At 73.1% G+C, this 6,752-nt stretch carries 6 protein-coding genes; 5 read left to right on the top strand and 1 reads right to left on the bottom strand.

What is annotated here, in order from left to right; genetic code table 11:
- Nucleotides 1-103: 103 nt before the first annotated feature.
- Entirely contained in the window at nt 104-1,468 is a 1,365-nt protein-coding gene (locus ACFWX1_RS34735; RefSeq protein WP_378394017.1) for a cytochrome P450, read from the bottom strand.
- A 119-nt stretch (nt 1,469-1,587) separates the two neighbouring features.
- Here ACFWX1_RS34735 and ACFWX1_RS34730 point away from each other — a divergent pair, with 119 nt between their 5' ends.
- Genes ACFWX1_RS34730 through ACFWX1_RS34710 form a run of 5 tightly spaced genes read left to right on the top strand, consistent with a single transcriptional unit; the run spans nt 1,588 to nt 6,605 of the window.
- Nucleotides 1,588-1,761 (top strand): hypothetical protein, encoded by a 174-nt coding sequence (locus tag ACFWX1_RS34730; protein WP_378394016.1) that lies wholly within the window; start codon nt 1,588-1,590, stop codon nt 1,759-1,761.
- The gene (locus ACFWX1_RS34725; RefSeq protein WP_378394015.1) at nt 1,758-4,070 is read left to right on the top strand and encodes a phosphoketolase family protein; all 2,313 of its coding nucleotides are present in this window, start codon (nt 1,758-1,760) and stop codon (nt 4,068-4,070) included. Before ACFWX1_RS34730 ends, ACFWX1_RS34725 begins: the two co-directional genes overlap by 4 nt.
- Nucleotides 4,058-5,197 carry an acetate/propionate family kinase gene (locus ACFWX1_RS34720; protein ID WP_378394014.1) on the top strand — a complete coding sequence of 380 codons (1,140 nt, stop codon included), beginning with the start codon at nt 4,058-4,060 and terminating at the stop codon, nt 5,195-5,197. Before ACFWX1_RS34725 ends, ACFWX1_RS34720 begins: the two co-directional genes overlap by 13 nt.
- Nucleotides 5,194-5,634, top strand: a complete 441-nt coding sequence (locus ACFWX1_RS34715) for a hypothetical protein (protein WP_378394013.1) — start codon at nt 5,194-5,196, stop codon at nt 5,632-5,634. The genes ACFWX1_RS34720 and ACFWX1_RS34715 overlap by 4 nt, the downstream gene beginning before the upstream one ends.
- A gap of 14 nt (nt 5,635-5,648) precedes the next feature.
- Nucleotides 5,649-6,605, top strand: coding sequence for a universal stress protein (locus ACFWX1_RS34710; protein WP_378394012.1), 957 nt, complete (start codon nt 5,649-5,651; stop codon nt 6,603-6,605).
- Nucleotides 6,606-6,752 lie beyond the last annotated feature (147 nt).

Raw genomic sequence — 6,752 nt, 5'->3', positions numbered from 1 at the left:
CGGCCGCGCCCCCACCGAGTCCCCCCCCGCCCCCTCCCCCCCCCCCCGGGCGCGCCACCCCCCCCACCACTGTGCCCACTGTGCCCGGACGCGTCAGTACGTGTCAGTCGCGGCTGCCGATGCCGAGCCGGATGCCGAAGTGGTCCAAAGTGGACGGAAGGCGGCCCGGCACCAGCGCGGCGGCCGTGCCTTCCGGGGTGTACTCCGCTTCCTTGAGCAACACGGCCAGCAGCGTCGACGCGGTGAAGAGCACCACGTCGCGGCCGGGGCAGATTCCCGGCCCGCCGCTGAAGGGCACCAGCGCGGGATTCCGCTGCGCCCGGCCGTCGAGCCAGATGTCCGGCGCGAAGTCGTCCGCGTACGGCAGGGTTTCGTCGTCACGGTGGAAGAACGGCGTGTACACGAGGAACGACGTGCCGTCGGGGCCCCACGCCGTCTCCGACCGGCTCTCCCGCAGCAGGGCGGGCGTGGTCGGCCACAACCGCACCGATTCCAGCACGCAGGAGCGCAGATAGGGCAGCTGGTGGGGTTCGGTGAGGTCGAGGCCCTCGAGTTCGCCGAGCGCGCGCTCGCGCTGGGCGGGGTGGGTGGCGAGCAGGGCCAGCGCCCGCAGTGTCACGATCCCGGCGGCGTCGAAGGCGAACATCCAGTGCGGCAGCTGACCGGCGGGGTCCGTCTCGGTGTCGGAGGTCTCGGCGAACTTCGTGAGTTCGCCCGCCAGGCTGTCCGGACGGTCGAGCGCGACCTGATGCCTTACCAGCGCGAGGAACCGGTCGCGGGTGCTCTCCTGCTGCCGCCGCGCGTAGGCCCAGTTCGCGTCGAGCCGCAGGTCGTCGAGCAGCGCGGTGATCTCGCGGTCCACGGCGGTATCGCCGCCCAGCGTGATCCGGCGGACGATCGTCCACCAGTGCCGGGTGAACCGGTCGGCGTCGAGTTCGGCCATGCCCTCGGGGATCCGCGCGCCCTCCTCGTGGATGATCTTCGCCCACGGCCCCGCGAGGTGATGCAGCGGGAGGCCGGGTTCGAGGACGGCCTCGTTCAGTTCGCGGCGTTCCTCCCGCTTGCCACCCTCGGAGATCAGCACGCCGTGCGGCTGGAAATGCCGCAGCGCGGCGTTCTTCTCCGTGGTGTCCGGGCTGAACGGCACCGGCGCGTCGGCGAGCAGGCCGCCGACCTGCGCCGGATCGAGCACGAGGCTCAGCGAGCGGCCGGGTACGCGCAGCCGGAGCGGGCCGGCGCCGTATTTGTGCCGCAGCTTCCGCATGAGCCGGATCGCGGGCCGGTCGACGTGGGCCCGGTGGGCGAGTGCCATCATCGCGGGCCGCCGTTTGACGACCCCGATCGCGACCGTCGGCGCGGCGATCTCCGCCGCGACGCGCAGGGTGTCGCCGACCGAGGCCCAGACCGGCCGGACCTGGTCGTCCGGAATCGGGGCGGCGGGGTCTCCGGGTTCTCCTGGTGTCACCATACCGGCCGGTTACCCGCCGTGGCGCGGCGGAAACGCGTTTCGGACGGCACCCGGCGGGCTACCCGGACGGGACGGTGTGACCGCTCGGGCACGCCAGCCGCCGATCCGAAGGAGGCCGCATGCACCGCGAAAGCGACCGCCATTCGCCCCGGGACGACGACCGGCTCAAGGCCGAGCTGGACGGGATGCTGCGCGGGAACGGGCCGAGCCGCGCCGAGGAGTGGCGCGACCCGGAACCGCCCGCCGACGACGATCCGGAGGTTCCCCCGTTCGGCCGGACGGACGCGTCATGACCACCGCCGCCGTCCCCGTACGGACGTCGTGCCGGTACCGCCGGGCGGGCGACTACCTGAGCGCGGCGATGATCCACCTGCGCGACAACACCCTGCTGACCGAGCCGCTGCGGCCGGAGCACGTCAAGCCCCGGCCGCTCGGCCACTGGGGCACCTGTCCCGGGCTCAACCTCGTCTACAATGGACTGAACACGCTGATCAGGCTGACCGGGCAGCGCACGCTGCTGGTCACCGGGCCCGGCCACGGCGCGCCCGCCATCCACGCGAACCTGTGGCTCGAAGGCACGCACGCGGAGTACGACCCGGCGCTGAGCCGCGACGGCAAGGGGCTCGCCGAGCTGGTCCGCCGGTTCTCCTGGCCGGGCGGCTTTCCCAGCCACCTCTCCCCCGGCGTTCCCGGGGTGATCCACGAAGGCGGCGAGCTGGGGTACGCACTGGCGACCGCCTTCGGCGCCGTGCTCGACGACCCCGGCCTCCTCGTCGCGTGCGTCGTCGGTGACGGCGAGGCCGAGACCGGCCCGACCGCGGCGTCCTGGCACTCGCCGCGGTTCACCGGCCCGCACGACGGCGCCGTCCTGCCGATCCTGCATCTCAACGGCTACAAGATCTCCTCGCCCACGATCTTCGCGTCGATGAGTGACGAGGAGCTGGAGCACTACTTCCGCGGCTGCGGCTGGTCGCCGCGGTTCGCCGACATCCGGCGGTCCCCCGATCCGGACACCCTGTTCGGCCAGGCCCTGGCCGCCGCCCACCGCGACCTCGGCGCGGACCGCCCGCCGATGCTGATCCTGCGCAGCGACAAGGGCGAAGGCGCGCCGGTGCGGGACACCGGCGGCCGTCCGCTGGCCGGGACGTTCCGCGCGCACCAGGTCCCGCTCAAGCACGTCACCGACGACGCCGGCGAGCTGGCGCTGCTCGAAGACTGGCTTCGCTCGTATCACCCGGAGGAACTGTTCGCCGGGGACGGCTCGCCTGCGCCCGACCTGCTCGACGTCCCGCCCGAGGGCGATCTGCGGCTGGGCAAGGTGCCGCAGGCCAACGGCGGGAGGCTGCGCACAGCACTTCCCCTGCCCCGTCTCGACGCGCACACCGTGCGGGTCGAGACGCCCGGCACGGTGGACGCGAGCGCGACCGAGGCCGTCGGCGGCTGGCTGGCCGACCTCGTGCGGGCGACCGAAGAACGCCGGGATTTCCGGATCGTCTGCCCGGACGAGCTCGAATCCAACAAACTCGGCGCCGTCCTGGACGCGACACCCCGCGCGTTCAGCGGTGATGTCCCCGGATACGCCGAACACCTCGGCTCCGGCGGGCGCGTCATGGAGGTGCTGTCCGAGCACCTGTGCCAGGGCTGGCTGCAGGGTTACCTGCTCACCGGACGGCACGGCCTGTTCCCGTGCTACGAGGCGTTCGTGTCCATTGTGGACGGAATGGTCAACCAGTACGCCAAGTTCCTGAAGATGGCGAGGGAGACGCCGTGGCGCGCCCCGGTGGCGAGCCTGAACTACCTGCTCACCAGCGACGGCTGGGAGCAGGAGCACAACGGCTACAGCCATCAGGGCCCCGGCTTCATCAACACCATGCTCACGAAACGGTCCACAGTGGCCCGTGTGTATCTCCCGCCGGACGCGAACACCGCGCTGGAGACGATCCGCCGCTGCCTGGACTCCACCGATCTGATCAACGTCGTCGTCACCGGGAAACAGCCGGCCCCGCAATGGCTCGGCCCCGCCGAGGCGGCCGCGCACTGCCGCGCGGGCGCCGGGATCTGGGACTGGGCGGGCACCGCCGGCGACGAGGATCCCGACGTCGTGCTCGCGTGCGCGGGCACCACCCCGACGCTGGAAACCGTCGCCGCGGCCTGGCTCATTCGCCGCACGCTGCCCGAGGTCCGGGTCCGCGTGGTCAACGTCGTCGATCTGCTCACGCTCTGCCCGCCCGAACGGCACCCGCACGGCATGACCGGCGACGCGTTCCACCGGCTCTTCCCCCGCGATGTCCCGGTGGTCTTCGGCTTCCACGGTTACCCGTCGGCAGTGCACGAAGTCCTGCACGGCCGCGAGCACGCCGACCGATTCCATGTACACGGCTATCTCGAAGAGGGCACCACGACGACGCCGTTCGACCTGCTCGCGAGCAACCGGATGACCCGGCACGATCTCGCCGCGGACGCGCTGACCCGTTCCTCGCTGGGCGACCGGGCCGAGGACGTCGCCCAGGAACTGTTGCGGGAACGAGACGAACTGCTCGCACTGTCCTATCGCGACGGTCGCGACCCGGAGGCGATCACCGGCTGGCGGTGGACGCCGTGAACGTCCTGACCGTCAACGCCGGTTCGTCCAGCCTCCGCGCGCATCTCGTCGACACCGCCGCGGAGAAGGTGCTGGACTCCGCCGAAACCGGTGAGCCCGCGAACACGCGCGAATCCCGTGACACGCTGGAGAAACTGCTCGACCGGCTCCCGGGCGAACCCGGCGCCGTCGCGCACCGGTTCGTGCACGGCGGCGCCACGGTCACCGGGCCGGCGATCGCCGGGCCGCGGGTCCGTGCCGCGCTCGACGCCGCCCGCTCCCTGGCCCCGCTGCACCAGCCGCCCGCGCTGGCGCTGCTCGACCTGCTCCGCGACCGGCTGCCGCGTGTCCCGCACGTCGTCTGCCCGGACACGGCGTTCCACAGTGGACTCCCGGAGCGGGCGCGGACCTACGCGCTGCCGGAACGCTGGCGAGCTCGCTGGGATCTGCGCCGCTACGGCTTCCACGGGATCTCCTACGGCTGGGCCGTCCGCCGCGCCGCCGCGCTGCTCGGCCGTCCGATCGAGGAACTGGACCTGCTCGTGGCCCATCTCGGCGGCGGCTGCTCGGTGTGCGCCGTGCACGGCGGCCGCAGTATGGACACCTCGATGGGGCTGACCCCGCTCGAAGGCCCGGCGATGTCGAAACGGTGCGGCTCGGTCGATCCCGGCCTGCTGCTGTCGTTGCTGCGGGACGGCAAGGTCGGGCTCGAGGAACTCGCGCCCGCGCTGCAGTCCGAATCCGGGCTGCTCGGCCTGTCCGGGATCTCCGGCGACACCCGCGATCTCGTCCGCGCGGCGAAGGACGGCGACGTCCGCGCCAGTTTCGCGATGGCCGTGTTCGAGCATCAGGTCTCGCGCGCGCTCGCCGGGGTGGCCGCGAGCCTCGGCCGGATCGACGCGCTGGTCTTCACCGGCGACATCGGCTGGGACCAGCCCGAAGTCGCGGAGAGCGTCGCCGACGGGCTCGGGGTGCTCGGCATCCGCGGCGGGCTCGACACCCGGCGTGACGCCGACGCGGTGATCAGCGGGCCAGGCACCGGGGTTCCGGTGCTCGTCGTCGCATCACGGGAAGAACTCGAACTCGCGGCCCTCGCGGCGCGGGCGGCCGAGGACGGACACGACGAGCCAAGGAGGGCGACCGGATGACCACCATCAGCACTCCCCGCCGGATCGGGACCGTGGTGCGCTACCGGCTGCGCGCCGGGTTCACCGTCGACCGCGGGCTCTCCTGGCCACCTCTGGTGCTCGACGCGGACAGCGGCCTCGAACTCGACGGCGAAAGCCTCCGCGTCCGGGTCGGGCACTGGCGTGTGACAATCTGTCTGTCCAATGTGGCCGGTGCGGAGGTGACGGCCGGATGCCTGCCCTCGGACCGCGGTGTCACGGCGTTCCCCGAGGGCCATGGCCTGATCGTGCGCACGACCACCGGGCCGGGCGTCCGGATCCGGTGCCGCGAGCCGGTCCCCGGCGCCGGACCGTTCGACGGCCTGTGGCATTCGATGGTCACCGTGACCGTCGGCGAACCCGCGCTCGTCGCGGACCTGCTCACCCGCATCGCGGGTACACACCGGGAAGTCGCCTGAGGGAAGGCGGAAACATGGTCACGAACGAATCCGGCGGCGGGCCCGTCGTGGTCGGCACCGACGGCTCGCAGTGCGCGCGGCAGGCGGTGACGTGGGCGGTCGGCGAGGCGGCCGCGATGGGCCGCGGGCTGCTGATCGTGCGGGCGGCGCGGGGCCGGTGGCCGCCGCCGGGGGCCGATCTCCTCGCGGCGCCGCTGGCCGGTGCGCCCACGACCAATGACGTCATCCTCGACACGCGGCAGCGGCTGGCGGACCTCGCCGCCGAAGTCCGGCAGCAGAATCCGGGCACCGTCGTGGAAACCGCGCTGCGCGACGGCCCGCCCGAGGAGGCGCTGGTCGCGGTCGCCGAGGACAGCGACGCGGCCATGATCGTGCTCGGCGCGTCCGGCTCCGGCGCGTTCGCCCGGCTCCTGCTCGGCTCGACGGCGGCGGAGGTGGCCCGCACCGCCTTCCGGCCGGTGGTCGTGGTGCGGGGCCCCGCACCCCATCCGGCCAACGCGGGCCCGGTGGTGCTCGGCGTCGACGGCTCCGACCAGGGTTCCGAGGCAGCCGGTTTCGCGTTCGCCTTCGCCGCGCGGCACCGCCTCGCCGTCCACGCGGTGCACGCGTGGCTGAGCCCCACCCTCGGTCCCGCGTTCGGCCCGGCGGGCGAGCTCGGACTGGCCGGTCAGACCCCCGGCCTCGCGCGGGACGAGCTGAGCGCCGCGGCGGCGAAGGCCGTCCACCAGGCGCTGCGGCCGTGGACCGAACGGTATCCCGAGGTCGAGGTCACGCACGAGGTCGTGGAGGACCTGGCGGCGAAGGCGTTGCTGGATCGCTCGGCCGAGGCCACCCTGCTGGTGGTCGGCAGCCACGGCGGCGGGGAACTGCGGCGAGTCCTGCTGGGGTCGGTCGGCCACGCGGTGCTCTATCACGCCGACTGCCCGGTGGCCGTCGTCCGCTCGCCGGAGAAGCCCGAACCACCGGACTGAGGCTCTCACCTCGGCGACGGCCGGCTCGGGGCGGGACCGGGTGTTGAAGCAGTGTCGCGAACGCTCCGTTGGAGACGGTGAACGTCTCGAACGCGTCGTTCCCGACACCGGCCCGGCCGCGCTGGACGCCACGCCTCTCGTCGCGAA

Origin of the sequence: Amycolatopsis sp. NPDC059021, from assembly GCF_042739895.1 — a bacterium.
Classification (GTDB): domain Bacteria; phylum Actinomycetota; class Actinomycetes; order Mycobacteriales; family Pseudonocardiaceae; genus Amycolatopsis.
This window is presented reverse-complemented; position numbering and strand designations above follow the sequence as displayed.

Excerpts from the sequence above, each read along its gene's own strand:
- ACFWX1_RS34735 (WP_378394017.1), bottom strand. The coding sequence starts at position 1,468 with ATGGTGACACCAGGAGAACCCGGAGACCCCGCCGCCCCGATTCCGGAC.
- ACFWX1_RS34710 (WP_378394012.1), top strand. The coding sequence starts at position 5,649 with ATGGTCACGAACGAATCCGGCGGCGGGCCCGTCGTGGTCGGCACCGAC.
- ACFWX1_RS34715 (WP_378394013.1), top strand. The coding sequence starts at position 5,194 with ATGACCACCATCAGCACTCCCCGCCGGATCGGGACCGTGGTGCGCTAC.
- ACFWX1_RS34730 (WP_378394016.1), top strand. The coding sequence starts at position 1,588 with ATGCACCGCGAAAGCGACCGCCATTCGCCCCGGGACGACGACCGGCTC.
- ACFWX1_RS34725 (WP_378394015.1), top strand. The coding sequence starts at position 1,758 with ATGACCACCGCCGCCGTCCCCGTACGGACGTCGTGCCGGTACCGCCGG.